At 70.2% G+C, this 24,482-nt stretch carries 23 protein-coding genes and 1 pseudogene; 5 read left to right on the top strand and 19 right to left on the bottom strand.

The window, feature by feature from the left end:
- Positions 1-87: 87 nt before the first annotated feature.
- Positions 88-1,050: an NAD(P)-dependent oxidoreductase gene (locus ACZ3KP_RS28520; protein ID WP_467502742.1), complete on the top strand. Its 963-nt coding sequence runs from the start codon at positions 88-90 to the stop codon at positions 1,048-1,050.
- Here ACZ3KP_RS28520 and ACZ3KP_RS28525 read toward each other — a convergent pair.
- The 5 genes from ACZ3KP_RS28525 to ACZ3KP_RS28545 form a co-directional block, all read right to left on the bottom strand.
- On the bottom strand, positions 1,038-1,811 hold the full coding sequence (locus ACZ3KP_RS28525) for a polysaccharide deacetylase family protein (protein WP_467502744.1): 774 nt from the start codon (positions 1,809-1,811) through the stop codon (positions 1,038-1,040). The genes ACZ3KP_RS28520 and ACZ3KP_RS28525 overlap by 13 nt on opposite strands.
- Before the next feature lie 29 nt (positions 1,812-1,840).
- Positions 1,841-3,007 carry an acyltransferase family protein gene (locus ACZ3KP_RS28530; RefSeq protein WP_467502746.1) on the bottom strand — a complete coding sequence of 389 codons (1,167 nt, stop codon included), beginning with the start codon at positions 3,005-3,007 and terminating at the stop codon, positions 1,841-1,843.
- Between the two features lie 79 nt (positions 3,008-3,086).
- Complete coding sequence (locus tag ACZ3KP_RS28535) at positions 3,087-4,043, bottom strand: transporter (protein ID WP_467502748.1); 957 nt, start codon at positions 4,041-4,043, stop codon at positions 3,087-3,089.
- A complete protein-coding gene (locus ACZ3KP_RS28540; protein WP_467502750.1) occupies positions 4,040-4,957 on the bottom strand; it encodes an ABC transporter ATP-binding protein in 918 nt (305 codons plus the stop codon). The genes ACZ3KP_RS28535 and ACZ3KP_RS28540 overlap by 4 nt, the downstream gene beginning before the upstream one ends.
- On the bottom strand, positions 4,954-5,412 hold the full coding sequence (locus tag ACZ3KP_RS28545) for a GntR family transcriptional regulator (RefSeq protein ID WP_467502751.1): 459 nt from the start codon (positions 5,410-5,412) through the stop codon (positions 4,954-4,956). Before ACZ3KP_RS28545 ends, ACZ3KP_RS28540 begins: the two co-directional genes overlap by 4 nt.
- A 104-nt stretch (positions 5,413-5,516) precedes the next feature.
- Between ACZ3KP_RS28545 and ACZ3KP_RS28550 the strand changes: the two genes are divergently transcribed.
- The gene (locus ACZ3KP_RS28550; protein ID WP_467502752.1) at positions 5,517-5,978 is read left to right on the top strand and encodes an RpiB/LacA/LacB family sugar-phosphate isomerase; all 462 of its coding nucleotides are present in this window, start codon (positions 5,517-5,519) and stop codon (positions 5,976-5,978) included.
- A 9-nt stretch (positions 5,979-5,987) separates the two neighbouring features.
- Here ACZ3KP_RS28550 and ACZ3KP_RS28555 read toward each other — a convergent pair whose 3' ends face one another.
- Positions 5,988-6,356: a DUF6479 family protein gene (locus ACZ3KP_RS28555; protein ID WP_467502754.1), complete on the bottom strand. Its 369-nt coding sequence runs from the start codon at positions 6,354-6,356 to the stop codon at positions 5,988-5,990.
- Positions 6,357-6,572: 216 nt separating this feature from the next.
- Between ACZ3KP_RS28555 and ACZ3KP_RS28560 the strand changes: the two genes are divergently transcribed.
- Both ACZ3KP_RS28560 and ACZ3KP_RS28565 read left to right on the top strand, forming a co-directional pair.
- A complete protein-coding gene (locus tag ACZ3KP_RS28560; RefSeq protein ID WP_467502755.1) occupies positions 6,573-6,947 on the top strand; it encodes a four-helix bundle copper-binding protein in 375 nt (124 codons plus the stop codon).
- 101 nt (positions 6,948-7,048) lie between these two features.
- Positions 7,049-8,227 (top strand): acyl-CoA dehydrogenase family protein, encoded by a 1,179-nt coding sequence (locus tag ACZ3KP_RS28565; protein WP_358982390.1) that lies wholly within the window; start codon positions 7,049-7,051, stop codon positions 8,225-8,227.
- A gap of 364 nt (positions 8,228-8,591) precedes the next feature.
- Here ACZ3KP_RS28565 and ACZ3KP_RS28570 read toward each other — a convergent pair.
- The 13 genes and pseudogenes from ACZ3KP_RS28570 to ACZ3KP_RS28630 form a co-directional block, all read right to left on the bottom strand.
- Positions 8,592-9,275: pseudogene (locus tag ACZ3KP_RS28570) on the bottom strand (IS701 family transposase); the annotation flags it as partial.
- Between the two features lie 648 nt (positions 9,276-9,923).
- Positions 9,924-10,964, bottom strand: coding sequence for a LacI family DNA-binding transcriptional regulator (locus ACZ3KP_RS28575; protein WP_217236390.1), 1,041 nt, complete (start codon positions 10,962-10,964; stop codon positions 9,924-9,926).
- Between the two features lie 171 nt (positions 10,965-11,135).
- Entirely contained in the window at positions 11,136-12,179 is a 1,044-nt protein-coding gene (locus ACZ3KP_RS28580) for a Gfo/Idh/MocA family oxidoreductase (RefSeq protein WP_467502757.1), read from the bottom strand.
- A 96-nt stretch (positions 12,180-12,275) separates the two neighbouring features.
- On the bottom strand, positions 12,276-13,058 hold the full coding sequence (locus ACZ3KP_RS28585; protein WP_079079489.1) for a TIM barrel protein: 783 nt from the start codon (positions 13,056-13,058) through the stop codon (positions 12,276-12,278).
- 225 nt (positions 13,059-13,283) lie between these two features.
- Positions 13,284-14,267: a TIM barrel protein gene (locus ACZ3KP_RS28590; RefSeq protein WP_467502758.1), complete on the bottom strand. Its 984-nt coding sequence runs from the start codon at positions 14,265-14,267 to the stop codon at positions 13,284-13,286.
- Between the two features lie 30 nt (positions 14,268-14,297).
- Positions 14,298-15,800 carry a CoA-acylating methylmalonate-semialdehyde dehydrogenase gene (locus ACZ3KP_RS28595; protein WP_467502760.1) on the bottom strand — a complete coding sequence of 501 codons (1,503 nt, stop codon included), beginning with the start codon at positions 15,798-15,800 and terminating at the stop codon, positions 14,298-14,300.
- Positions 15,801-15,829: 29 nt separating this feature from the next.
- Positions 15,830-17,713 carry a 3D-(3,5/4)-trihydroxycyclohexane-1,2-dione acylhydrolase (decyclizing) gene (gene iolD / locus ACZ3KP_RS28600; RefSeq protein WP_467502761.1) on the bottom strand — a complete coding sequence of 628 codons (1,884 nt, stop codon included), beginning with the start codon at positions 17,711-17,713 and terminating at the stop codon, positions 15,830-15,832.
- A complete protein-coding gene (iolB, locus tag ACZ3KP_RS28605) occupies positions 17,713-18,585 on the bottom strand; it encodes a 5-deoxy-glucuronate isomerase (RefSeq protein WP_467502763.1) in 873 nt (290 codons plus the stop codon). Before iolB ends, iolD begins: the two co-directional genes overlap by 1 nt.
- Complete coding sequence (locus ACZ3KP_RS28610) at positions 18,582-19,454, bottom strand: Cgl0159 family (beta/alpha)8-fold protein (RefSeq protein WP_467502765.1); 873 nt, start codon at positions 19,452-19,454, stop codon at positions 18,582-18,584. Before ACZ3KP_RS28610 ends, iolB begins: the two co-directional genes overlap by 4 nt.
- Positions 19,455-19,458: 4 nt before the next feature.
- A complete protein-coding gene (iolC, locus tag ACZ3KP_RS28615; protein ID WP_067259027.1) occupies positions 19,459-20,436 on the bottom strand; it encodes a 5-dehydro-2-deoxygluconokinase in 978 nt (325 codons plus the stop codon).
- A gap of 116 nt (positions 20,437-20,552) precedes the next feature.
- Positions 20,553-21,464, bottom strand: a complete 912-nt coding sequence (locus ACZ3KP_RS28620; RefSeq protein WP_467502767.1) for an ATP-binding cassette domain-containing protein — start codon at positions 21,462-21,464, stop codon at positions 20,553-20,555.
- A gap of 5 nt (positions 21,465-21,469) precedes the next feature.
- Positions 21,470-22,540 (bottom strand): ABC transporter permease, encoded by a 1,071-nt coding sequence (locus tag ACZ3KP_RS28625; protein ID WP_467502833.1) that lies wholly within the window; start codon positions 22,538-22,540, stop codon positions 21,470-21,472.
- Positions 22,541-22,545: 5 nt separating this feature from the next.
- Positions 22,546-23,550, bottom strand: a complete 1,005-nt coding sequence (locus tag ACZ3KP_RS28630) for a substrate-binding domain-containing protein (protein ID WP_067259024.1) — start codon at positions 23,548-23,550, stop codon at positions 22,546-22,548.
- Between the two features lie 251 nt (positions 23,551-23,801).
- Here ACZ3KP_RS28630 and ACZ3KP_RS28635 point away from each other — a divergent pair, with 251 nt between their 5' ends.
- Positions 23,802-24,200, top strand: a complete 399-nt coding sequence (locus ACZ3KP_RS28635) for a hypothetical protein (protein ID WP_467502768.1) — start codon at positions 23,802-23,804, stop codon at positions 24,198-24,200.
- Positions 24,201-24,482 lie beyond the last annotated feature (282 nt).

Raw genomic sequence — 24,482 nt, forward strand, 5'->3', positions numbered from 1 at the left:
TGGGACCGTCGCTCCCGCGCCGTACAGTGCGGAGGGTTCCCGTACCGCGTGTCCGCATCCCTCGCCGAGAGAGCAGGAGTCACGACGATGACGCACGTCGCCGACAGCCCCGACGCCCCGATGTACGGCTTCGTCGGACTCGGTGTGATGGGGCAGCCCATGGCGCTCAACCTCGCCCGGGCCGGAACCCCCCTCGTCGTCTGGAACCGGACGCCGGCACGGGCGGAGCCGCTGCGGGCGGCCGGGGCGCTGGTCGCGGCGAGCGTCGAGGAAGTCTTCGCCCGGGCGCATGCCGTGATCGTCATGCTCCTCGACGAGGCGGTGACGGACACGGTTCTGGGCCGGGGCGGACCGGGGTTCGAGAAGCTCGTCGCCGACCGGGTCGTGGTGTCGACGGGATCGACGTCCCCCGAGTACGCGCGCGGCCTCGCCGCCGACGTCCGGGCCGCGGGCGGCCGGTTCGTCGAGGCGCCGGTGTCCGGATCGCGCAAGCCCGCCGAGGCGGGCGAACTGGTCGCGATGCTCGGCGGCGACGCGGACACCGTGGCGCAGGTGCGGCCGCTGCTCGCGCCGATGTGCCGGGAGGTCGTCCACTGCGGCCCGGCCGGCTCCGGGGTGCTGATGAAACTGGCCGTCAACCTGTACCTGACCACGACGATCGCGGCGCTGGCGGAGTCCGTGCACTTCGCCCAGCGGCAGGGCCTGGACCTGGAGACCTTCCGGTCCGTGGTCGACTCAGGCCAGCTGGGCAGCGGGGTGACCCGGGTCAAGGTGCCGATGCTCGCCGCCCACGACTTCACCGTGCAGGCGGCCACCGCCGACGCCTACGCCAGCACCCGGCTCATCGCCGACGCCGCCCGCGCGGCCGGCCTCGCCACGCCGCTGCTCGACCTGAGCGGCGACCTGTACGGCGAGAGCGTACGGCTGGGCAACGGCCGCCTCGACATGTCCTCGGTGCTCACCGCGATCGAGGCCCGCACGGACGCCGCGGCGGCGCGGTCGGCCGACGGGACGGGCCGAGCACCGGCCCGTCCTCCTCAGGGCCGGTAGACCATGCCCGGCTGCGGCTCGGCGGGGGCCAGCAGCTGCGACACCGTGACGATGGTGTAGCCGCGTGCTTCGAGCGCCTCGATGATCCCCGGGACGGCGGGCACGGTCCCCTTGTGCAGGTCGTGCAGCAGGATGATGCCGTCGCGGTGGGTCTGGTCCAGCACCCTCCTGGTGATCAGGGCCGAGTCGGTCGTCTCGTAGTCCTTGGCCGTGACGCTCCACAGCACCTGCGCCAGTCCCAGCTCCCGGCAGACCTTCGCCACCTTGCGGTTGGTGCGGCCCTGCGGGGGACGCATGAGCACGGGCCTGGTGCCGGTGATCCGCTGGATGGCGTCCTGGGTGCGGGTCAGCTCCCGGCGGGCGTCTGCCTCGGTGATCTCCGTGAGCCTCGGATGGGTCCAGGTGTGGTTGCCGATCTCGTGCCCCTCGGCCGCCATCCGGCGCAGGATGCCCGGGTACTTCGCGATGTGGCCCCTGCCCTGCACGAAGAACGTCGCGTGCAGGTGGTGCTGGGCGAGGATGTCCAGCAGTCTCGGGGTCGTCGGGCTGGGACCGCCGTCGAAGCTGAGGGCCACGCACTTCGCCTTGCGGCAGTCGACGGCGCTCCGCACCGTTCCCCTCGCCTTGTCGCGGGCGGCGCGTGGTGAGGTGTGGTCGTAGGTCGTGACCGTGAGGGCCAGGGTCAGCGCGACGGCCAGGGCGGTGGCCACCGCCGTCACGGCGGCGACGATGATGCGTCTCTTGCGGGTGGTGACGGGCATGGGAACCTTTCTCGCGGGGAGTTGCGGCGTTACCGGGCGCGGGTCAGGACCGGCTGCGCGCCCAGGTCCCCTACCCGCGCGTCGAGCGTCAGACGATGCCGCAGCAGGCGCCCGAGCGGGCGCTCCACCACGGTGTGGACGAGCAGGGACAGCCCCAGCACGCACACGACCGACACCGCCATCGAAGGCAGCGGCCCCAGCTTCGGAAAAGCCCGGATCAGGCCTTTGGCCAAGGGAATTCCGATGCTCTGGTGGACGAGGTAGAAGGGGTAGGTGAGTCCGCCCGCGGTGACCAGCGGACGCCATCGCAGTCTCGCCAAGGGGCCTTGGACACCGGCCAGTGCCAGCAGCCCGAGGCAGACCGTGAGCACGGCCGCGCACACGGCCCAGGAAGGGCGGCTCTCACCCGCAGGCACGGTGGCGTGGTCGGCCACCCGGATGTCGAGCACGGTGAGTGCGTAGGCCCAGGCGAAGCCCAGCAGCAGCCAGAGCAGGAGGCTCTGCCCGAACCTGTGCATGAGGTACAGGACGATTCCGGCGACGAACAGGCCGGTGTAGCGGGGCAGGACGAATTCGTCGAGCAGCGGTGAGTGCAGTTCGAGGGCGACGACACCGGCCATGAGCCAGGCCGCGCAGCAGGCCACCACCCGCCGGTACGACAGCCCGAAGACGAGCAGCACGGCCATCAGCAGGTAGAAGCGGGCCTCCACCCACAGCGTCCAGCTGACCCCGTCGACCAGGTCGAGCCCCAGGGGCCCCGGAGCCATCGTCAGGTTTCCGACGACGGTGCGGGGGTCGACCCGGGTGGCGGCGGGCCAGTGACCCAGCCGTGAGACGAGGACGAGCCCGACGACGAGGAGCACCGCGCACCAGTAGGCCGGGAAGAGCCGTGCCACGCGGGAGACGGCGAACTGTCCCGGAGTCCGTTCCCAGCAGCTCATGCAGATGACGAACCCGCTGATGGCGAAGAAGAACTCGACCCCGAGCCAGCCGTAGCGGCTGATCTCGTGCAGGAACGGTGCGAGGTCACGGAGTTCGGTGCGTCCCCAGAAGCGCGGGGTGGGCGTTCCGAGGAAGTGGTACGCGGCCACCATGAGGGCCGCGACCAGGCGGAGCCCGTCCACCGCGGCCAGCCGGGCCGGCCCGTTCGGCCGCGGTTCGGCGGACGGTCCTCCGGCGGGTATGTCGGACGGCATGGCGAAGCGACCTCCGTGCGCAAGGTGACCCCCGTCGGGGGGGGAAGTGAAGGGAAGAAGCGGCCGGCCGGCGCCGCGGTCAGACGCGGCGGCGCAGGAGCAGCACGGTGGCGACCGTGAGCAGCACGGCCAGGCCGCCCAGGACGGCGGTGTCGGTCCACTGGAACGCCCAGTAGTCACCGGCCGGATTGGCCTCGTAGAAGCGGGCGACGTACCCGTGCGCGGCCATGCACTCCCTGAGCTGGGAGCCCGACGGATAGGGGCAGTTCAGCACGTCGTCGTGGCGGCCGGAGGCGGTGATCAGGCCGTAGGTGCCGGTCGACCACTTCTCGCCCATCGGTGCCTTGGGGACGCTGCCGGTGCTGACGTAGGTGTGCGGCGGGACCAGCAGCCGGGTCCGGTGCGTCCACTCCAGCAGGAGCGTCGTCGCGCCCGTCACCAGCAGGGTCAGGCCCATCGCCGCCAGTACCCGGCGGGCCAGCAGGCCGAGCAGGGTGCCGGCCGCCAGGCCGAACAGGGCGGCCGCCACGACGCGGGGGCCCGAGCCGCCCAGGGCCGTGTCGTCGTACCAGAACAGTCCGTAGCTCCGGTCGGCGGCCGGCCGCCACCACCAGGCGAACACCCCCGCCAGCAGGCCGGACAGGGCCGTCGTGGTCACCGCGGCCAGCGCGAACCGGGAGGTGAACCACTGGCCCCGGCTCACACCCTGGGCGAGGATCATGCGGTGGGTGCCGAGTTCCCGGTCGCGGCCCAGCAAGGGGGCGCCCCAGAAGACGCCGATGACGACGGGCAGCGCGATGTTCAGCGCCCCGAGGTACTGCAGCGGCTCGACGTCCAGCAGCAGGGGCAGGCCGGTGCCGGAGCGGGTGCAGTACAGCGGCCCGGTGGGGCAGTGGTCGAACAGGCCGCTGTGCAGGGCGTCCAGCATGCCCGAGCGGTAGTACGAGGCGATCGCCGCGGCGACCACCAGCGCGGCCGCGCCGATGCCGGCCGGCATGCGGTGCTGGCGCCATGCGAGCCAGAGGGAGCCCTTCACGCGGCCGCCCCCGTCCGTGCGGCGGGAGCGGCGGCGGGGAACCCCGGTGCGCCGGACCGGAGGTAGCCGACCAGGACGTCCGCCAGAGCGGGGCGTGCGACGTGCCAGTCACCGCGCACCGGTCCGTGCTGCCGTATCAGGGTGGTCAGTTGTCTGCCGCCGGTACGGCTGTGCACGACGGTGTGCTGTGCGGCCAGGGCGTCGGCCTGGCCGGCGGGCCCGGTCAGCACGGCGTGGCTGTGGCGCAGCGCGTCGGCGTCCTCGCACAGCTCGACGCGACCGTCCCGCAGGACCAGGACCCAGTCGCAGGTCTCCTCCAGTTCCGGCAGGACGTGCGAGGACAACACGATGTCCGTGGCGTGCTCGGCGGCCTCGACCATCAGTTCGGCCATGATCTCGCCGCGTGCCACCGGGTCGAGGTCGGCCAACGGCTCGTCGAGGAGCAGGAGCCGGGGCCGTTTGCCCAGGGCCAGGGCGAGCGCGACGCGCGTGCGACGGCCGGGGGACAGTTCGCCGACCCGGGCGTGGAACGGGATGCCGCCCTCGCGGACGATCCGCTCGGCGGTCGCCCGGTCCCACGTGGAGTTCAGCTTCTCGCCCATCAGCAGGGTGTCCGCCACGGTGAGGCGCGGGTAGAGCGGCTTGTCCTGGGTGAGCAGCGCGACCCGGGCGCGGGACTCGGCCGTACCGGGAACGGTGCCCATGACCCGGAGTTCCCCGGCGCCGGGGCGCAGCAGGCCGCCGGCCAGGTGCAGCAGGGTGCTCTTGCCGGCGCCGTTGCGTCCGACGAGTGCGGTGACCCGGCCGCGGGGCACCGTGAACTCGCAGTCCCGCAGGGCCCATGCGCCCCGTCTGCGGTACCGCAGCCCCAGTCCCGTGGCGCACAGCGCGGCCGAGGCGTCAGGCCCGGTCATGCGTCCTCCTTCTCCTGCCGGCCCCGGTGGTCCGGGGCCGTGCCGTCGTGCTGGTCGTCGTAGGCGTCCAGGGCGGCCGTGACCAGGGCGAGGACATCGGCCCGCTCCAGCCCCGCCGCCCGGGCGCGGGTCACCCAAGCGGTGGCCTCGCGGCGCAGCGGCGAGTCGTCCGCCGCGTCGGGCCGGGCGAGTGACCGCGTCACGAAGGTCCCGAGACCGCGGCGCAGTTCGACCAGGCCGGCCTGCTCCAGGTCGCGGTAGGCGCGCAGCACGGTGTTGGGGTTGATGGCGGTGGCCGCCACCACCTCCTTGGCCGTGGGCAGCTTGTCGCCGACCCGCAGGGTGCCCATCCTGAGCGCCCGTTCGGTCTGCTCGACGATCTGCACGTAGGCCGGTACACCGCTGCCACGGTCGATCCGGTAGTCGATCAACGTCGCCTTCCTCGGCTCCATCATGCTTGTGCTAATGAATTAATGGAAGCATGGTGGAGGCGGGGCGGCACTGTCAAACCCCGAGGGGAGGGTGAAGTCCCCGGGGCCGGCGCGTAACGTGCGGGGGTGTGAAGATCTCGGTCTCCTCGGACATGGACGAACCCGTCGCCCGCCTCCTCGTCGAGGAGGTGCGCCGTCGCGGCCACCAGGTGCGCGCGTACGGCGCGCTGGACCCGGGGGCCGATCCCCAGTGGGCGGTCTGCTCGGAGGCCGCCGCCCGCGACGTGGCCACCGGTGCCGCGGACCAGGCGGTCGTCTGCTGCTGGACCGGTACGGGTGCCTCGATCGCCGCGAACAAGGTCCCGGGGGTGCGCGCGGCCCTGTGCGCCGACGCCTACACCGCCGACGGCGCCCGGCGCTGGAACGACGCCAACGTGCTCGCCCTGAGCCTGCGGCTGACCTCGCAGCCGGTGCTCAAGGAGATCCTCGACGCCTGGTTCGCGGCCACGCCGAGCCAGGACGCCGAGGACCTCGGGAACGTGGCCCACGTCGGACGTCTCGACGCGGGCCGGGGGACCGCGGGGGAGTAGCGGGCCCGCTCAGTGGGCGCCGAGCCCGCCGCCGCCGAACGAGCCGCTGGAACCCTTGCTCCAGCGTGGCCGGTCCTTCGACGCGCTCGGCCTGGTCTGCTGGTTGCCCAGTTCGTACGGGGTGAGCGGACGGCCGCCCTTGGGGATCTGCGGGATCTCCTCCGACTCGCGGTTCTCCAGGATCTCGTGCACCGCGCCCTCCGGTGGCAGCTTCGGCTGCTCCTCGGGGCGCGGCCGGTCCGACTCGTGGTACTTGACCCGGTTGCCCAGCCAGAAGCCGCCGGCCAGCATCGCCAGCACGGCCACGGCCACCAGGAAGAGCGCGAGACTCATCAGGCCGCTGGGAGCGGCCAGCTGCTGCATCGATACCGTACTCATAGCAAGGAGATACCCATCCAGACTGGTGCGAACCGGGCGTGATGGGTGACTGATCGTGCGCGGTCCGCGACGCCGTGGCGAGCTCCCGGCCCGGCCAATGGCACCATGGCCGCCCGCCGCCCGGCGGTGCCGTTGCCGCCCGGTGATGCCGTGGCCGGCCGGAACCGCTGGGTGCCTGGGTGTTTGCCGCGCCGCCCGCCCGGCTACCCGGCCCGGGTGACACAGCAGACTTCCCAGCAGGAGCTGTACCGATTCCTGGAGGACCGGTTCGCGTGCGCGCAGGCCTGTGCGGAATGCGCCCGGGCGTGCGCGCTGCGTGCCGGCGTACTCGACCCGGGCGGGGCCGCCCAGGCGGAACAGGTGCGCCGCAAGGGCATCATGTGCGCCGAGGTGTGCGACGCGACCTGCCGGGCGCTGACGGAGGAGACCGGCAGGGACGAGACCGGCCTGCGCGTCCAGCTCGAGTGGTGCCGGGCGATCTGCCTCGAGTGCGCCCAGGCCTTCGACACCCAGCCCGGGGCCGAGAAGGGTGCGGACGCCTGCCGGGCGTGCGCCAGAGCGTGCACGGAGTTCCTCGCGGTGCTCGGCTGACCGCCGCCGGGTGAGAGGCGGCCGCACCGCCATTCCCTATTTCTGGAACACGTTCTACGGTGTGCGCCGTCAGGACCACCCGTCGGGAGCCTGGAGGCGCCGTGCACCTCGACCACACGCCCGAGCAGCAGCGGCTGCGCACCGAACTGCGCGCCTACTTCGCCGGCCTGGTGCCGGACAACGCGTACGCCCGCTACGCCGACCCGGCCGCGCAGAAACGCTTCTACCGCGAGACCCTCCGGCGGCTCGGCGCGGACGGCTGGCTCGGCGTGGGCTGGCCCGAGGAGTACGGGGGGCGCGGACTGACCGCGATGGAACAGTTCATCTTCTTCGACGAGGCCGCCCAGGCGGGCGTCCCGCTCCCCCTGATGGCGCTCAACACCGTCGGCCCCACGATCATGCAGTTCGGCACCGAGGAGCAGAAGTCGTACTTCCTGCCCCGCATCCTCTCCGGTGAGATCGACTTCGCCATCGGCTACAGCGAGCCCGACGCCGGCACCGACCTCGCGGCCCTGCGGACGAGGGCCGTCCGGGACGGCGACGAGTACGTCGTCGACGGCCAGAAGATCTGGACCACCAACGGCGACACCGCCGACTGGGTCTGGCTCGCCACCCGCACCGACCCCGAGGCCCCGCCCCACAAGGGCATCACCATGCTCCTGGTGCCGACCACCGACCCCGGCTACTCCTGCACCCTCATCAACACCCTCGCCTCCCACGACACGACGGCCAGCTACTACGAGAGCATCCGCGTCCCCGTCTCCCGCCGGGTCGGCGAGGAGAACCAGGGCTGGCGACTCATCACCAACCAGCTCAACCACGAGCGCGTCACCCTCGCCGCACACGGCACCATGGCCATCCGCGCCCTGCGCGACGTGCAGCGCTGGGCCATGGAGACCAAGCTCGCCGACGGCCGCCGGGTCGTCGACCTGCCCTGGGTGCGCCGCCGCCTCGCGCAGACGCACACCCGCCTCGACGCCATGAAGCTCCTCAACTGGCAGATGGTCAGCGCCGTCCAGGACGGCACCCTCACCCCGCAGGACGCCTCCGCGGTCAAGGTCTACGGCTCCGAGGCCCGCCGAGACGCCTACGCCTGGCTCATGGAGATTGCCGGCGCGGCGGGCCCGCTGAAGGAGGGCTCGGCCGGCGCGGTCCTCCACGGCGACCTGGAACGCGGCTACCGCTCGGCGGTCATCTTCACCTTCGGCGGCGGCAACAACGAGATCCAGCGCGAGATCATCTCCTGGATCGGACTGGGGATGCCGCGGGTTCGGCGATAGCTCGCTGTGACCACAGACGGTAGTTGTCACATACCGAGGATAGTTGGCACCGTGATTCTGTGGGATCAGGATGACGGCCGAGCCGTGATGCGGCAGTTGGCACTTCGCCGCGAGCACTGGAAACGCCGTCGACTGCGACTTCGCGGCGATGGCGGCTCCAACTCAAGATCGAGAACTTGCCGCCTGCCAGGCTGAAGTTCTCCGCTGGCGCCGCGTCCGAGGTTGCCCGTGGGCGTACACCATCGGCAGCGGCCGTTCTGGCGGGGATCTTGGAGATGCCGTTCGCGGACTCGAGGGCGGTGGATGACTGAGCCCTGCTGCCCTCTCGTCAGGTGACGTCCTCGAAGCGGGTGTGCGCATCGATCAGTTGGTGCAGGGGGCGGGCCGGCTCGCGATAGCGCGGCAACGTGGGCGGGCCCCATCCCTGGTAGGGCGGCAGCTCCGGCTTGGCACCGGCCGGGCGGGCGATCTCCTTGGGCTCGACAGCGACGATGTAGGACCAGCCGCGTTCCTCCAGGGCCAGGCGGAAGCAGACACTGCGGCCGTAACCGCAGTCGGCCACAATCACCGGCACCGACGGAAGCCAACCCGCCAGCCTCTCCAGCAGCCCCAGGGTCAGGCGGGGCTTGGGCACATGCCCCACCTCATCGGGCACGCCCGCAGCCGTGCGACGCCGGGTGTCGTGCGCCCGTTCCTCGGGTAGGAACAATTCCCATTCCAGTGGGCAGGAGGCGGTATCCGTGGCCGCATGCACACTGACGGCGACCTGGCAGGTGGCCCGATTCCCCAGCGCCCCGCAGTACTGCCGGGCCACCCCCACCGACGCCCGCCCGCACTTGGGAAACGCGACGTCGTCGATGACCCACACCTCGGGCTTGACGACCTGGACCAGCCGCTCGGCGATCCGCCGCCGCACCGGCGTCCGCTGCCACGGCGACTGGTTGACGAACTGCTCCAGGGCCTGCGTGTTCCCGTCCGGCAGCCGCTGCGCCATCGGCTGGATCGACTTGCGCCGGCCGTCCAGCATCAGCCCCCGCAGATAGCAATCGCTCTACATCGCAGGCATCTTCCTTTGGTCCGCACGGTGATCCAAACGAAAGTCCCTAGGTGCGACTGGGCCAGCCGGAAGGCGACGTGGGGAGTGTCTGCGAGGTGACAGTGGACATGTCCGGCAGGCCGTTTTGTCACGCCTCGGCAAACCTGGCAAAAGGAAGTGATGACTGTGTCGGGCACTTCTTGCTCCGTGCCGCGTCCGCCGAGCACGCACCTGGTCACCGGGAATGCCTCGAAGCGCGGTGAACTCCAGCCTCTGGCGGGCCGCGGACCGGGTCCGCTCCGCTCGGGGCGTGCGTCGGCGCTACGGGGCGGTGGGACGCGGGGCGGGTGAGGGCGAAGAGGTAGCCGCGTTCGTCGTCGAGACGCAGGGCGTGGGGGACGGAGGGACGGCTTCGGAGAGGTGCGGGTGGCGGCCCTGCTCCAGGCGGGTGTAGTGGGTGGTGACACACGCCAGGGGCGCGACCTCCTCACGGCTTGGGCACCCGGCGCGCCCCGCGCCCGGTGGCAGTCCGGCGGTGTTCGGGGTGAGGAGGGGGCGACGGGAGCGGAGAAAGTCGCCGAGTTCGCCGTTGTACCCCATTCCTCAGGTAGTTGGAGGCGCGTGGGACTGTGTGCGGTGCGAGGTTGGCCCAGACGACGCTCAGGTGGCCGGTGCGGTAGAGGGCGGGGCCGTCGTCCCCCGGACCACGAGGTGTGGAGCCACCACCTGTTCCCCGGTACCGGTGTCGCGACCGTCCAGGCGTGCGATGGCCCGGTCCACGGCGAGGTGGGCGAGGCGGGGGATGTCCTGCCCGACGGTGGTGAGGTCGATATGGGCCAGGCGGGCCAGATGGCTGTCGTCGAAGCCGACGACGGAGATGGCGCCGGGGACGGGAATGCCGCTGCGGAGGAAGACATCGAGGACACCGGTCGCGCAGCGGTCGTTGAAGGCGAGGACCGCGGTGGGGCGCGGGTGGGAGGCGGCGAGAACCTGGGCGGCCTCGGCGCCCTCTGCCTCGGTGAGGCCCCCGGGCACGACGCGGATGTGCTCGGTGAGACCGTGGCGGCTCATGGCGGTGCGGTAGCCGCGTCGCCGGTCGGCTGCGCCGGGTGCCTTGCCGCCGTCGATGTGGGCGATGGCACGGTGGCCCAGCGCCACGAGGTGGTCGACCGCCTGGCGGGCGCCCTTGTCGTCGGCGGTCCGTACGACCTCCAGGCCGGGGACGGGTGGCCGCAGGTGGCGGGCCACAGAGACGACCGGCAATTGCCCGGCGAGCTCCGTCAGCCGTGAGGCGGGGGCCTGTGGGCCTAGCAGGATCAGCGCCTCGCAGCGGTCGTCGAGCAGGGTTTCGACGGCACGCTGCTCACCCCGTTCGGCGGTCACGGCGCTCAGCGCGATCTGGTATCCGGCTGGTTCGGCGGTGGCGTAGATGCCCTCCACCAGGTCGGCGTGGAAGGGATGCTGGAGGCCGAACTGCACGCCGAGCAGGTGGGAGCGGTGGCTGCGCAGCAGTCTCGCCCGGGCGTCCGGGCGGTAGCCGATCTCCCGCGCGGCCTCCAGGACACGCTCGCGGGTGGCGGCGCTGGCCCCCTTCGCCCCGCGCATCACGATGGAGGCCAGCGCGGTGGACACGCCTGCCCGCGTCGCCAGGTCGGCGAGCGTCGGCCGCTTCCCGTCCGGGACCGCCGGGGTCGCAGGCATCCTGTCCTCTCCTGGTCGGTCTCGTCTGCTGGGGACCGATTGTAGAACGTTCCATGTGGCGTTGCTTCAGGAGGGGGCTCGGCAACGGCACGGTGACGTGAGAGGTACGACCCTGGCGGCGGCCGCTCGGGCTGGAGAAGGCGCCGCCGAGTCGGCGTCGTGTGCTCGGTGCTACGGCCGCACTGTCACCGGGCTCTCCCTGACGTCACCCACGCTGACCGCACCGCCCGTGGCGATCGAACCGATCGCGGCGAGGGCGATGCCCAGCGCGGCCCGAGCGTCCTCGCCGGTCACCGACGGAGCACGCTTGTCCCGGACGCTGTCGGTGAACTCGGCCAGTTCGGCAACGTAGGCCGCGTGGAAGAGATCCTGGTCGTAGCTGACGCACTCGGCGGCAGCGCCGGCCACACCGTAGGACGTGAGGTGGCTGCTGCGCAGGTCACCCAGGGTGAGCATGCCGGTCGAGCCCTTGACCTCACCGCGGACGTCATAGCCGTACACCGCCTGGAAGTTGGCCTCCGCCGTGGCGATGGCGCCGTTGTCGAAGCGGATCGTCACCACGGCCGTGTCGAGCAGTCCGTGTTCCTTGAAGTCGGGCCGGACCAGGGCGTCGGCCATGGCGAAGACCTCGACGGGCTCTGAGCCGGGGTTGAGGTAGCGCAGGACGTCGAAGTCGTGGATGAGCGTCTCCAGGAAGATCGTCCATGGCGGGATGCGCGACGGGTCGTGCAGGTTGGGGTCCCGGGTGAGGGAACGCAGCAGCTGCGGGGTACCGATGTCACCGGCGGTGATCTTCTCGTGGGCGGCGCGGAAGCCGACGTCGAAGCGGCGGTTGAAGCCCACCTGGAGCACCACGCCCGCCTCATGTGCGGCGGTGATGGCGCGGTCGGCTTCGTCGAGGGTGACGGCCATCGGCTTCTCGCAGAAGACCGACTTGCCGGCGCGTGCTGCGGCCTCGATGAGTCCGGCGTGGGTGCGGGCGGGCGTGACGATCACGACCGCCTCGATCTCGGGGTCGTCGAGCAGGTCACCGATCTCCGTGTACGTCTTGGGGCAGCCGAGACGATCGGCCAGAGCCTTCGCGGCCCCGGGTGCGGGATCGGCAATGGCGGCCAGCCGTACCCCGGGGAGGCGGCGGGCCAGGGTCTCGGCGTGGAAGGAGCCCATGCGTCCGGCGCCGATGAGGCCGACCGCGAGGGACTGGGGGGAGGTCATGGCACATACTCCGTGATCTACGTCGTGGCTTCGGTGGTGGCGGCTGCCGTGGTGCGCGGACGCGAGGGCGGGGCAGATGTCCCGCGGTCGCTCCTGTCAGACGGTGAAGGCGGCCCGGAAGCGTTCCAGAGCGGCCTCGCTGTCGCTGGATGCCCATGCCTCCATGGCGACGGTGCCGTCGTAGCCGATGTCTGCGAGGGTGCGGGCGATGGCCGGGTAGTTGATCTCTCCCGTGCCGGGTTCGCAGCGGCCCGGCACGTCCGCCACCTGGATCTCACCGATGAGTCCCGCGCCGTGGGCGCGGCGCACCAGCTCGATCAGATTTCCCTCGCCGATCTGGGCGTGGTACAGGTCCAGGTTCATGCGCAGACCGGGCCGGTTCACGGCGGCAACCAGCGCCAGGGTGTCGGCAGCCTTCGCGAAGGGCACCCCGGGGTGATCGACGGCGGTGTTGAGATTCTCCAGGGTGAAGATGACCCCGGCGTTCTCGCCGAGCTCGGCGATCCGGGTGAGTGTGCGGTGCGCGGCCATCCACATCGCGCCGGTGGGCTCCCCGGGTACCGGCACCACGGGCAGCCCCTGGCTGTCCAGACCGGTTCCGTGGAGGTTCAGGCGAGTGCAGCCCAGGTGCTCGGCCGCCTTGAGTGACTCCTCGGCCGTGCGCAGCAGTTCGGCGGCGCCGTCGTCCTCGGTGAGGCTGCCGCTCACGTACCCCGTCATCGAGACGATCTCGGCGGACGAGCGGGCGAGGGCATCGAGATCGTGGTTCGTCCAGTCCCAGATCTCGACCTGGAAACCGGCCTCGTGGATACGCCGTGCCCGCTCCTCGATCGGAAGGTCGCGGAAGACCATCTCCGCACAGACCGCCAGTGCGTACATCGTGGTTCTCCTCATCTCCGGACGACCGGGAACTAGAACGTTCTATATACTCTGACCAGTACGCCAGTCACCATGAGCCGCTGTCAAGTGTCCGGTGGCCATGAAGCCTGTAACGTTCTAGCAATCACGCGCGGAAGCCGTCAGCACCGCGTAGAAGCCCGCCACGGCGCGTCAACTGCGCCGGGGGTCCCCATAGGCCGGCCACCGCGCGAGCCGGTGGCTTGGTTACTCGGGGGCTCTGCTCGGCTGCTCGTCGGCAGGGAGCGTCAGCCTCGGGCGTCGGGTGCCGGTCAGGCCGCAGCCGGCCAGGTGCTCGCGCGTGCTGACGGCGATGGGCAGCGGCACCTCGGGTGCGCAGGGGTAGAGGTCTTGTTCGACGATCACGAACAGCTCGGCGTCGAGGGTGGCGAGTGCGGTGACGATGTCGGCGGGGTTGGGCAAGCCGGCGGGCGGGGAGACGCACACCCCGCGCTTGACGGCCTCGCCGAAGGAGAGGTTTTCGGCGGCGACCTGGGCCAGGACGGCGGGGTCCATCTGCTTGATGTGGACGTAGCCGACGCGTTCGCCGAAGCGGCGGATGAGGTCGAGGTTGTCGCCGCCGCCGTAGGCGACGTGGCCGGTGTCCAGGCAGAGGTTGGTGTAGCGGGGGTCGGACTCGTTCAGCAGCCGTTCGATCTCGGGCTGGGTCTGGATGTGGCTGTCGGCGTGCGGATGGATGACGAGGCGTACGTCGTACTCGTCGAGCAGCAGCTTGCCGAGCCGGTCGGCGGCCCTGCCGAACCCCGCCCACTGTTCGGCGGTCAGCTCGGGCGACTCGGTGAACGCGCCCGTCTTCTCGTCCCGGAACATGGGCGGGATGAAGACGAGGTGGTGGGCGCCGGCGGCGGCGGTCAGGCCGGCGATCTGCCGGACGTGGGCGAGCATGTCGTCCCAGGCGTCGGGGCGGTGCAGGGCGCCGAAGACGGTGCCGCCGGAGACCTGGAGGCCGCGGGCGTCGAGTTCGTCCTTGAGGCGCTGCGGGTCGGTGGGGAGGTAGCCGTAGGGGCCGAGCTCCAGCCACTCGTAGCCGGCCTGGGCGAGTTCGTCGAGGAAGCGGGTGTACGGCACCTGGTGCTCGTCCTCGGGGAACCAGACGCCCCACGAGTCGGGGGCCGAGCCCAGGCAGAGGTTGCCCGCAGTGGTGCGGAAGGGGGGTGGCGCCGTTGCCATGGTGTGTCCTTCGGAGAGCGGCACGGAAACTCAGTTGGAGGTGGGGAAGTTGAAGCCCGCGCTGACCTGCTGCTTGGGCTGGGGCCAGCGAGTGGTGACGACCTTGGGGCGGGTGTAGAAGCGGATGCCTTCGGGGCCGTGGATGGGGGAGTCGCCGATGAGGGAGTCCTTCCAGCCGCCGAAGGAGTAGTAGGACATCGGGACGGGCACCGGTACGTTGATGCCGATCATGCCGACCTTGATGTGGCGCTGGAAGCGGCGGGCTGCTTCGCCGGAGGCGGTGAACAGGGCGGTGCCGTTGCCGTAGGGGTTGGCGTTGATGACGTTGATCGCCTCGTCCAGGGTCTCGACTCGGAGGATCGCCAGCACCGGGCCGAAGAGTTCCTCCTTGTACGCCGCCATCTCGGTGGTGACGTGGTCCAGGAGGGAGGGGCCGGTGAAGAAGCCCTCGGCGTAGGCGGGGTCGTCGAGCTTGAGACCGCGGCCGTCGACGACGACGGTGGCGCCCTGGGTGGCGGCGACGCCGACCGAGCTCTCGACGCGCTCCTGGGCGGCCTTGGTGACCAGCGGCCCCATCTCGGTGCCGGGCTGGTCACCGGGGCCGACCTTCACCTCGCGGGCCTTGCGCTCCAGCACCTGCACGAGTCCGTCGGCGGCGTCGCCGACGGCGACGGCGACGGAGACGGCCATGCAGCGCTCGCCGGCGGAGCCGTAGGCGCCGGCGGTGATGTGGTTGGCGGCGAATTCGAGGTCGGCGTCGGGCAGGACGACGGCGTGGTTCTTGGCGCCGCCGAGGGCCTGGACGCGCTTGCCGTGCGCGGTGGCCTGTTCGTGCACGTACTTGGCGATCGGCGTCGACCCGACGAAGGAGACGGCCTCGATGCCGGGGTGGGTGAGGATCGCGTCGACCGCGTTCTTGCCACCGTGCACCACGTTGAGGACACCGTCGGGCAGTCCGGCCTTCTTGTACAGATCGGCGACGAAGTTCGCGGCCGACGGGTCGCGCTCACTGGGCTTCAGGATGAAGGTGTTGCCGGTGGCGATGGCCATGGGGTGCATCCACAGCGGCACCATCGCGGGGAAGTTGAACGGGGTGATGCCGGCGACGACGCCGAGGGGCTGGCGGAAGTTGTGCACATCCACGCCACGCGAGACCTGGTCGGAGAAGGAGCCCTTCAGCACGTCACCGAGGCCGCAGGCGAACTCCACGACCTCGCGGCCGCGGGTGATCTCGCCGCGGGCGTCGTCGACGGTCTTGCCGTGTTCGGCGGAGATGATCCGGCCGAGCTCCTCCTCGTGCTCGAGGAGCAGCTGGCGGAAGTTGAACATGACCTGCGTGCGCTGGGTGAGCGACGATTCCGACCAGGTCTCGAAGGCGGCAGAGGCAGCCTGGACGGCGGCGTCCACGTCGGCCGCGCCGCCGAGGACGACCTGGGCCTGCTCGGCGCCGGTGGCCGGATTGAAGACCGGCTGGGTGGCTGTGGCGGTGCCCTGGACGGGAGCGCCGTTGATCCAGTGCTGGATGGTGGTCACGGTGCGGGTTTCCTTTGCGGGGACGGGACTTACAGGTAGTGGCGCTGGTTCTGCTTCTGAGCGGCGTACGTCTCGTAAGCGGAGCGCGTGGTGTCGAGAGCGGAGGTCTGGCTGACGGGGACGTCCCACCAGCCGTGGCCGGGCGGGTTGGGGCCGTAGAGGTCGGTCTCGACGTGGACGACGGTCGTGCGGGTGGCGGCCTTGGCCTTCTCCATCGCCGCCCGGAACTCCTCCACCGACGTGGCGTGCAGGACGTCCGCGCCGAGGGAGGAGGCGTTGGCGGCGAGGTCGACCGGGAGGACGTCGCCATCCAGTAGGCCCGAATCGCCGTCGCGGAAGCGGTACTTGGTGCCGAAGCGCTGGCTGCCGAGTGACTCGGACAGCGAACCGATCGACGCGAAGCCGTGGTTCTGGACAAGCACGATGATGACCTTCAGTCCCTCGGAGACCATGGTGACGATCTCCTGGGCCATCATCAGGTACGAGCCGTCGCCGACCAGCACGACGACCTCGCGGGTCGGGTCGGCCATCTTGGCACCGGCACCGGCGGCGACCTCATATCCCATGCAGGAATAGGCGTATTCGACGTGGTAAGCCTTCGGGTCTCTGGCGCGCCACAGCTGCTGCAGGTCGCCGGGCATGGAGCCGGCAGCGTTGATGACCACGTCACGGTCGCCGAGGACCTCGTTCAGGGCGCCGAGGATCTGCGTCTGGGCGGGCAGATCACTGGTGTTCCGCTCGGGAGCAAAGCACTCGTCCTCGATCTGCCGCGTCCGGGCGATCAGCCGGCGGATGTGACGGCGGTAGGTCTCCTCGACCTCCCAGCCGTCCAGCGCTCCGGAGAGGGCCTGGATGCCGAGCCGGGCGTCGGCGACCAACGGCTCCGCCGAGTGCTTGACGGCGTCCAGGCGGGCCACGTTGAGGTTGACGAAGGTGACGTCCGGATTGCCGAAGCCGGTGTGGCTGGCGGTGGTGAAGTCCGAGTACCGCGTGCCGATACCCACGACGACGTCAGCCTCACGCGCCAGCTCGTTCGCCGCGTACGACCCCGTCGATCCGATGCCGCCGACCGCGTACGGGTGGTCCCAGGGGACGGCGCCCTTGCCGGCGTGGGTATCAGCGACCGGGATCCCGGTGGCTTCGGCAAACGCGCGCAGCACGGTCTCCGCACCGGAGTACACGGCACCGCCGCCCGCCACGATCAGCGGCTTGCGGGCATTGCGCAGCAGACGGGCGGCCCGCTCGACGGCGGCCGCCTCCGGCACCGGGCGGCCCACGTGCCACACCCGCCGCCGGAAGAACGACACCGGCCAGTCGTACGCCTCGGCCTGCACGTCCTGCGGCAACGCGAGGGTGACGGCACCTGTCTCGACCGAATCGGTCAGCACCCGCATGGCCGCAAGGGCGGCCGGGATGAGTTGCTCGGGCCGCGAGATGCGGTCGAAGTACTTCGATACGGCGCGGAAGGCGTCGTTGACGGTGACGTCCCCGCCGCGGGTGTCCTCCAGCTGCTGCAGCACCGGGTCGGCGGCGCGGGTGGCGAACATGTCGGACGGCAGCAGCAGGACCGGGAGCCGGTTGGTGGTGGCCAGTGCCGCACCGGTGATCATGTTGGTGGAGCCGGGGCCGGTCGAGGCGGTGCAGGCGAAGGTGGCCAGCCGGTCGCGCATTTTCGCGTAGGCGACGGAGGCGTGGACCATGCCCTGCTCGTTGCGGGCGAGGTAGTAGGGCAGGTCGGCCTCGCCGGTCGTGGCCGCTTGCAGCAGCGCCTGGCCGATGCCGGCCACGTTGCCGTGCCCGAAGATGCCCCACACCCCGGGGATGAGGCGCTGCTGCTGGCCGTCGCGCTCGCTGTACTGGTTCGCCAGGAAGCGCACCAGGGCCTGAGCGGTGGTCAGTCTGATCGTGTTCATCAGTGGTTCTCCTCGGCGCCGAACGGCAGCCGGTCGTCGACGTCCTGGGCGTCCCAGGTGGTGCGGACCCAGCCGTGGGCGGGGTCGTCGCAGATGAGCCAGGCACGGTCCTGACCGGAACCCGCCATGACGTTGAGGTAGTACAGGTCGTAGCCGGGCGCCGCGATCGAAGGGCCGTGCCAGCCGTGCGGGATCAGCACCGTGTCGCCGGAGCGGATCTCGGCCAGCACGTCGATCGGCCGTGCTTCGGTGCCGTAGACCCGCTGGTAGCCGAAGCCGTTCTCGCCGCCGGCGACCTCGAAGTAATAGATCTCCTCCAGCTCCGACTCCTGGCCAGGCCGGGCCTGGTCGTGCTTGTGCGGCGGATACGACGACCAGTTGCCGCCGGGTGTGAGGACCTCGCAGACCAGCAGCTGCTCGGCGTCGAAGGTGCCGGGCAGGCAGTAGTTGTTCACCTGCCTTGAGCAGGCCCCGGCACCGCGCAGCTCCACGGGCACGTTCTCCTTGGACCCGTACCGGGCGGAGAGTGAGCTCCGCCCGGTACGGGCGCTGGGCAGTGCGAACCGTCCGCCGGCCGCACTGCTGATCAGGGCCTCCGACTCGCGGGGGAGGTAGGCGAAGTCGGTGACCGAGGCGAACACGCCTGTCCGGCCGGTGAGTTCGAAGACGCTGCCGTCCGTGGTGACGGTGCAGGAGCCCGTCAGCGGCAGGACCAGGAACTCGGAGTCGGCGGTGGACAGGGCGTGTGCCTCGCCCGGCTTGAGGGTCAGGATCCTCAGGCCGGAGTATCCCCAGCCCGCCGACTCCGGCGTGACCAGGAGGTCATAGGGGCCATCGGAAGAAGTCCCCGACGGCAGGTGGTACTTGCTCACAGCAGGCTCACCGCCTTGTCCACCGCACCGGCGACGTCACCGTTCGAGGGGTAGAGCAGAGACCGGCCCACGACGAGCCCCTGCGCGGTCGGCTGCTTGAGCGCCTTGCCCCATGAGGCGAAGGCCGCGTCCGCGTCCTTGACCTCGCCGCCCAGCAGCAGCGCCGGGAGGGTGGAAGAGGCCAGCACCCGTTCCATGTCCTCCACCACCGGAAGCTTGAGCCAGGTGTAGGCGGTACGCCGGCCGAGCCCCGAGGCGATGGTGACCGACTTGACGACGGCATCGGTGGACAGATCGTTGCGGATCTTCCCGTCCTGCCAGGCGGACAGGAACGGCTCGACCATCGCGATGAGCTGACGGTCATTGAGCTCGTCGATCGCTCGGGCACTGTTCTCCAGGGCGGCCGGTGTGGCGGGGTCGCCCAGCGCGATGCGGGTGAGCATCTTGCCGCCGTCGAAGCCCATCGCGGCGATCGTGGCGGCGTCGTAGCCGGTGAACCGGTCATCGATCTCGAACACCGACCCGGCCAGGCCCGCCCGGTTCATGGAGCCGAAGACGCTCTTGCCTTCCAGCACGCCGAGCAGCAGCAGGTCCTCGAGGATGTCCGCGGTTCCCAGGACACCGGTCACGCCGGGCCGTTCCAGCGCGGTGCACAGGCGCTCCAGCAGTTCGAACCGGTCCGCCATCGCATTCGGGTCCCCGCCGACGCCGTTGGCGCCGCGGGCCGGATGGTCGGCGGCGATGATCATCGCCTTGCCGTGCTCGCCGAGCAGGGAGGGAGCCTTCACCCGGCGCGCAGCGGCGGCCGCGACGGCGCTGGGGTCGCCCACCCGGGCGTTCACGATCCGGCTCACATTCTCGGACAGCACGTCGTCACACCTCTTGCTGGGAGTCGTTGGTGGATGTTCCGGCCGCCTCGCCGAGCTTGGCGTCGACCTCGGCCTCGGTCGGCATCGCGTCGGAGCAGGAAAGTCGGCTCGCGACAATGGCGCCGGCGGCGTTGGCGAAGATCACGGTGCGGCGGGTGTCCCAGCCCGACAGCAGGCCGTGGCACAACGCGCCGCCGAAGGCGTCTCCGGCGCCGAGCCCGTTGACGACCTCCACCGGAACCGGCGGGATCTCGGCGGTAGAACCGTCCCGGTCCATGGCCAGGACTCCCTTGGGGCCCTGCTTGACTATGGCCAGGTCCACTCCGGCGGCCAGTAGCGCCTTCGCCGCCGCATACGGCTCACGCTCGCCGGTAGCCACCTCGCACTCGTCAAGATTGCCCACAGCAACCGTCGTGTGCCGCAGGGCCTGCTCGTAGAACCCGCGCGCCTGGTCCGGGTCAGCCCAGAACATCGGCCGCCAGTCCAGGTCGAAGACCGTCGTCCCCGCCTTGGCCCGGTGAGCGAGAGCGGCCAGCGTGGCCGAGCGGCTCGGCTCCTCGCTGAGCCCGGTACCTGTCACCCAGAGGACCGCCGCGTCCCGTACTGCCCCCAGGTCCAGCTCACCAGCGGTGATGTCCAGGTCGGGGGCCTTTGGGAGCCGGTAGAAGTACAGCGGGAAGTCATCCGGTGGGAAGATCTCGCAGAAGGTCACCGGCGTCGGTGCGATGTCCGACGTACCGACGAACCGGCTGTCGACGCCGTAGCTCTCCAGTGCCTGCCGGACGAAGTCCCCGAACGGGTCCCTGCCCGTCTTTGTGATCACAGCCGAGGAGTGCCCGTACCGGGTCGCGGCCACCGCCACGTTGGTCGGGCTACCCCCGAGATACTTGCCGAACGAGGTGACCTCCGCCAGCCCCACGCCGGTCTGAAGTGGATAAACATCCACTCCCACGCGGCCAATGGTCAGCACTTCGAACGGCATGACACTGATTTCCCTTCGCTCCGGAGACTCCGGGGGTGGAGAGGTGGACTTGGCGTCTCAATTGGTTGCGCCCGTCGGTGGCGGAGACGTGTGGGCGGGGCCGGCCGCCACGGTTATCAGGAGGCGGCTTCCTTGGTGACTGCTACGGGTGCGGTGAGGTCGGCCTCTTCGGGGAGTTCCTCGACGTCGACACCGCGGACCTGGGACAACTCGTGCTTGAGAGCTGCGAGTTCGGCACCGCCGGCCATGTGGTTGGTGAGTTCGTCGAGCGTGATCTGGCTGCGCTCGGCGGAGAGTTCCATGGTGCCCAGGCGCAGCACGCTGAAGTGGTCGCCGACCATGTAGGCGTGGTGCGGGTTGTGGGTGATGAAGATGACCCCGAGGCCGCGGTCGCGGGCGGCGGCCACGTACTTGAGGACCACGCCGGACTGCTTGACGCCGAGGGCGGCGGTGGGCTCGTCCAGGATGAGGACACGGGCGCCGAAGTAGACGGCGCGGGCGATCGCGACGCACTGGCGCTGACCGCCGGACAGGGTGCCGATGGGCTGTTCGAGGTCGTCGAGGACGATGCCCATCTCGCGCAGCTCGTGGTCGGCGGTCTTCTTCATCCTCTCGATGTCCAGGCGGCGCAACGGCCAGGGGCCCTTGGTCATCTCGGAGCCCAGGAAGAAGTTGCGCCACACCGGCATCAGCGGGACCACGGCGAGGTCCTGGTAGACGGTCGCGATGCCCTTGTCCAACGCCTCGCGCGGGGTGGAGAAGCGCACCGGTTCGCCGTCGACGAGGAACTCGCCCTCGGTGTGCTGGTGCAGCCCGGAGATGATCTTGATGAGGGTGGACTTGCCGGCGCCGTTGTCGCCGAGCACGCAGGTGACCTGGCCGGGATGCACCGTCAGGCTCACGCCGTGCAGGGCACGGATGTTGCCGTACGCCTTGCCCGCGTTGCGCAGTTCGACGACCGGGGAGTCCTTCTCGGGGGCCCTGTCCGCGAGGACAGCGCCGTGGGTGCCGGTTTCGTTGGTTGTCATTCGGGTCACCTCCGGGTCGCTGTGCGCTGGACCCACAGATTGATCAGGACGGCGCCAAGGAGCATCACGCCGAGGAAGGCCTTGAACCAGTCGGGGTTCCAGCCGGCGTAGACGATGCCCTGCTGCACCATGCCGAACATGAACGCGCCGAAGACCGGGCCGATCGCCGAGCCGTAGCCGCCGGTCAGCAGGCAGCCGCCGATCACCGCGCCGGAGATGTAGATCAGCTCGATGCCGACGCCCTCGCCGGACTGCACGGTGTTGAACGAGAACAGTTGGTGCATGCTGACGAACCAGGCGCCGACGCCGACCAGCATGAACAGCGAGATCTTCGTGAAGGCGACCGGAACGCCGACCGCGCGGGCCGACTCCTTGTTGCCGCCGACCGCGAAGATCCAGTTGCCGTACCTGGTGCGCAGCAGCACCCAGGTGGCGATCGCCGCGAACAGCAGCCACCAGAAGACGGTGATCTTCACCTGGACGCCGCCGATGTCGAAGCTGGAGGCGAAGACCTTCTTGGCCTGGTCGAAGCCGTCCATGGTGCTGATGTCGTCGGTGGCGACGTTGCCGGTGACCAGCTTGGTCACCGCGAGGTTGACCCCTTGCAGGATCAGAAAGCTGCCCAGGGTGACCAGGAAGCTCGGCAGTCCGGTCTTGACGACCATCCAGCCGTTGAAGAAGCCGATCGCCAGCGACACGATCAGGGCGGCGATGACGCCGACCCAGACGTTCATGCTCAGCTGGTAGGCGGTCATGCTCGCGGTCAGCGCCGAGGTGATCACCCCGACGCCGGCCGACAGGTCGAACTCGCCGCCGATCATCAGCAGTGCCACCGGGACGGTCACGATGCCCAGGGTGGAGGACTGGTAGAGGATGTTCGCCATCGAGCCGGCGTCGCGCACCGGCGGCGCCGCGATCAGGAAGAACACGTAGACGGCCACGGCACCGAGGAAGACGCCCACGTCGGGGCGGGCCAACAGCCTTACGATCATGGACCGTTCGGCGGTGCGCCCGTCGGTGTCCCTGGGGCCGGGGGCCGGCGGTGTGGTCACCGCCGGCTCGGCGTGCTGGGTCATGCTCGTCACCGGGTTCCCTTTGCGGCGAAGGCGGCGACCTTGTCGACGTTGGACTTGTCGACGAAGGCCGGGCCGGTCAGCACGGGCTGCTCACCGCCGCCGCTGTAGTTGCCGTTGTTCTTGTAGAGCCACAGCGCGTCGACGGCCAGGTAGCCCTGGAGGTAGGGCTGCTGGTCGACGGCGAACTGGATGGAGTTGTTCTGGATGGCCTTGATGAGGTCCTTGTTGAGGTCGAAGGTGGCGACCTTCGCCTTGCTGCCGGCGTCCGAGACCGACTGCGTGGCGGTCAGCGCGATCGGCGCGGCAAGCGTGACCACCTCGTCGATGGACTTGTCCGCCGAGAGCTTGGCGGTGATCGTCGACTTCACCGACGGCATGTCGGTTCCGTTGACGTAGAGGACGTCGGTCTTGCCGGAGAAGGTCTTCTTCACGCCGTCGCAGCGCTGCGTCAGGGCGACGTTGCCCTGTTCCTGGACGACGCAGACGGCGTGCTTGGCGCCGATGTCATTGAGCTTCTTGCCGAACGCCTCGCCCGCCACGGTCTCGTCCTGGCCGAAGTACTCCAGGAGGCCCAGACTCTTCCACTGGCTCAGGCCGGCGTTGAGGCCGGTCACGGGTATGCCGGCCTGCTCCGCCTTGGCCAGGACGGACTTCATGGCGTCCGGCTTGGCCAGCGTGACGGCAATGCCGTCGACCTTCTGGTCGATCGCGTTCTGCACCAGGTTGGCCTGGTTGCCCGCGTTGGGGTCGGCGGAGTAGATGAGCTTGATGTTGTCCTTGGCCGCGGCGGCCTCGGCGCCCTTGCGGACGGTGTCCCAGAAGGTGTCGCCGGGGGCCTGGTGGGTGACCAGCGCGACGGTCATGCGGGGCGTGGTGGCCTTGCCCGCTGACGCGCCGTTCGCGGTCTCCTCGGACTTCTTGCCGCCTGAGCTGCTGGAGCAGCCGGTGGCGAGAAGAGCGCCGGTGAGAACGGTGGCGGCCAGTGCGGCGGCTCTGTGGTGTCTGTGCATGTCCCTTGCACCTCGCTGTGCTGATCAGGGTGGGAATGGGGTTCCGGCCTCGGGAGGGCCGCGCCCGGCCGAGTGACGCGGCCGAGCGGTTGATGAGAACGCCGTGTGCGGCGGAACGTGTCGTCTGCGGCAGCCATCGGGTGTGTGCGGCTCGGCAGCCTCTAGAACGTGCTACTAGTACGTTCTAGATGCCCGTACTATCGAATGCCCTGTCGGCGGTGTCAAGAGGTTTGTCAGGACGTATCGACAACATGGACTGCCTGGCCGCCGACGTGATCTCGAGGATGTCGGGCGTGCGCTCCTCTTCATGCCGCTCGATCCGGCGTCCGGAAAGGACCGCGCTGACGGACGAAGCGTCAGTGGTGAACCTGATCGGCCATCTCGTCGAGCGCCGGCTGAAGCTGTCCCCCACTCTGACCCGGGATGTCGTGGTCCAGCGGAGCTACGGGTGCCGATGCCCAACGGGGTCGACCTGTCGGCCGATCTCCCGGCACCGCGATGCCTCCGATGACAACGGTGTCGGACCTTTCACGGACGGCGTCGCCAAGGTGGTTCAGCAGTGTGGTGCCCTCAACGGAGCACGAGGAGGCGCCGTCAAGGGTGACGATGCCGTACTCGTAGGTCTGGTCGGCGACTTCCGAGACATCTGAAATCACCCGGTAGCCAGCGGAGTGATTCACGGTCGCGCTGTCCTAGGAGGAGAGCGTCTGGGGCAGCGACAGCTTCTCCACGTGTGCCGGCCGTACCTGGAACATCACTTCGGCGCGGCTAACTGCAGGTGGTATCCGGTTATGACGCCCATTGCTCCAGCTCCGACAAGCAGTAGGTGGGGGACAGCGACGCGTCGTAGGGCACAGGTGTTCCTCTTTGTGGGTGAGAGGAAGAAACCCGGAGGCCAGCTCCGCGTGCGGCGCTGGCCTCCATGGCGGTTG

Source organism: Streptomyces sp. NPDC020958 (assembly GCF_055562175.1).